Raw genomic sequence first — 2,961 nt, forward strand, 5'->3', positions numbered from 1 at the left:
AGAGCCGACGGTCCGGCCGCCCCGCCTCCTCCCGCTCTTCTGTAGTGCAACCATCGACCATCACCAAGTAATCAGAAAGGCACGCAACGATGAGTGACTTCACTCCCATCCTCACCCCGATCGCCGACCACGACGCCGAACTGGCCAAGGCCGAACTCGGCGTGGCCAAACTGGCGGCGTCGCGCAACGATCGCTGGTACCCCAAGTTCCACATCGCCTCCAACGGCGGCTGGATCAACGACCCGAACGGCCTGTGCCGCTACAAGGGACGCTGGCACGTCTTCTACCAGCTGCACCCGTACGGCACCGCATGGGGCCCGATGCACTGGGGACACGTCTCCAGCGAGGACATGGTCACCTGGCGCCGCGAGCCGATCACGATGGCACCGAGCCTCGAACAGGAGAAGAACGGCGTGTTCTCCGGTTCGGCCGTCATCGGAGACGACGGCAAGCTCCGCTTCTATTACACCGGTCACCGCTGGGCCAACGGCGTGGACAACACCGGCGGCGAATGGCAGGTGCAGCTCATGGCCGTGCCGGACGACGACGAGATCACGCATGTCACCAAGCTCGGCATGGTCGTCGACTGCCCGCGCGAGAAGGTTCACTGGCACTTCCGCGATCCGAAGGTCTGGAAGACCGGCGACACCTGGTACATGATCCACGGCGTTTCTTCCGCCGACCAGCGAGGCCAGATGTGGCTGTACACCTCCGAGGACATGGTCGAGTGGACGTTCAAGACCGTGCTGTTCGAACATCCCGATCCGAACGTGTTCATGCTCGAATGCCCTGATTTCTTCCCGCTCAAGGATAAGGACGGCAACGAGAAGTGGGTCATCTGCTTCTCCGCCATGGGCTCCAAGCCGAACGGGTTCATGAACCGCAACCAGAACAACGCCGGCTACATGATCGGCTCCTGGGAGCCGGGCGGCCGGTTCCAGCCCGAAACCGAATTCCGTCTGTGGGATTGGGGACACAACTACTATGCCCCGCAGTCCTTCGACACCGAGGACGGCCGGCGCATCATGTACGGCTGGATGAGCCCGTTCGACTACAAGTACGCGATGGCCGACGACGGCTGGTGCGGCCAGCTGACCCTGCCGCGCGAGGTGTTCCTCGGCGAGGACGGCGACGTGCACACCGTGCCGGTGCCCGAACTGGCGGGCCTGCGCGAGGACACGTACGACCACGGTGCGATCGATCTGTCCGCCGGTGAGGAACGGGTGCTCAGCGACGACGCCGAGGCCGTGGAGATCGAGATGACGATCGACCTGAAGGCCACCACGGCAGAACGTTGCGGGCTCAAGGTGCATGCCACCGAGGACGGCGGATACGTCTACGTGGCGTATGACGCGCAGCTCGGCCGCGTGGTGCTTGACCGGCAGGCCGGCCACGGCACCGATGGCGGCTACCGTGCCGCCCCGTTGGACGCCGCGGAGCTGGCTGCCGACGCCCTCACCCTGCGGGTGTTCGTGGACCGCGGTTCGGTGGAGGTCTATGTCAATGACGGCCACCAGGTGCTGAGCTCCTACGACTTCCCAGTCGAGGGCCCGCGTGCGGTCAAGCTGGTCAGCGAGTCCGGCTCGCTCAAGGCCACGGGTGTGACCCTGCACCACCTGAAGTCCAATGGCTTAGAGTAACCTCTCAGTCCTTCCTCTCCACGAGTTCTTGTTGCACATCGAAGCGGTCCGGAATACTTCTTTCCCATGGGAAGTGCTCCGGGCCGCTTCGTCGTGGTACGGTATACACTTTGAAAAGCGCTATCTATACGTTTTGTACCACAACCGCGTGGTACGGAACATTGAGGATGTAGCCTTGCGGGGTCCGTACCATCCTGCTGTGGTACGGAACTATTTGGACCTGTTTCCCGAGGCTCCGTACCGCAAAGTTGTGGTACGGAACATTGAGAAGGGTGTTTTGCATGTTCCGTACCGTACCATAGGCGGGTCACCCAGCATGGAATAGTGTGGTACCAATCCTCTCTGTGAGCAGGCTCCTACGTGGTATGGTACTCAGCCTTGAATGTTATCGTTTGTGCTTTCCGTACCACTTCCTAAGGGATCGAAACGCTAATGTGCACGCGTGCGGCGGATGCCTGCTGCGATGAGATAGGCGAGGATCGTAATGACGGCGAAGGGAACGATATACATCAGGAATGCATCCCATTGCGGGCCATGGCCGTAGGTGATTTGGCTGACGATCGTGAATTCCGCTACCAGCGCGACTTCGGCGACGATGCATGCTATGGGAAACCAATGGCCGGGTTTGCCCGCGTATCCGGCGACGGCTGCGATGATGAGGGTGACCAGCGGCATAAGGATCATATGGAACAGGCCGGTGGCAAAACCGACGTAATCGACACAACGCACGCATATCGCCAGCGCAACGACCGCAACGAGCGCAATCCAGCATCCGGTCAACATGGGATGCCCCGCAATCCAACGGGCAGGACGGGCGAACGGTGTGTGTTGCGTCCACACATATGCCGCCGCAAGAATTCGGCGGATGAGCAGCCATCCGATTAGATAAGGCAGGAACGCAACAACGGCATAGAACACCAGCGGCAGCATGATGCAGAGAGCAATATCCGCCACGGTCCCGTTGAGCGTGCCACTGACCAGTTCGAGTGCGACAAATGCGATGGTGGCCATGGCGGTGGCTGCGATGGGGAATGCGAGGTCGCTAGTTCGCATCGCGCCGACCAACAGACAGCAGGTGGCCAACCCGATTGACCACCATGCGATGGCCGGTTGCAGCCAGAATGGTGCGGAAGTAACCGAAGCACTCCAATCGATTGCACTCAGCGAAGCGATGCCGATCACCACCAGCATGTAGGCGGACAGCGCCACCAGACCGATGGTGTGCGTACGGTTCCATGTCAGTATATGCCGGGTGCCCATGGTGTCTCCTCTTCACAGGGAACCGCGCCCTTGCGGTTCCCTCCCTCCATGATACGGCTCT

Annotated in this window: 2 protein-coding genes; one reads left to right on the plus strand and one right to left on the minus strand. The window is 61.1% G+C overall.

Annotation, left to right across the window (positions count from 1 at the left end; genetic code table 11):
- The first annotated feature begins 89 nt into the window (after nt 1-89).
- Complete coding sequence (locus B4C31_RS06080) at nt 90-1,640, plus strand: glycoside hydrolase family 32 protein (RefSeq protein ID WP_291531746.1); 1,551 nt, start codon at nt 90-92, stop codon at nt 1,638-1,640.
- A 429-nt stretch (nt 1,641-2,069) separates the two neighbouring features.
- Here the strand turns inward: B4C31_RS06080 and B4C31_RS06085 are convergent, their stop codons facing one another.
- A complete protein-coding gene (locus B4C31_RS06085; protein WP_291531747.1) occupies nt 2,070-2,900 on the minus strand; it encodes a hypothetical protein in 831 nt (276 codons plus the stop codon).
- Between the last annotated feature and the right edge of the window lie 61 nt (nt 2,901-2,961).

Source organism: Bifidobacterium sp. UBA4282 (assembly GCF_002394995.1).
GTDB lineage: Bacteria > Actinomycetota > Actinomycetes > Actinomycetales > Bifidobacteriaceae > Bifidobacterium > Bifidobacterium pullorum_B.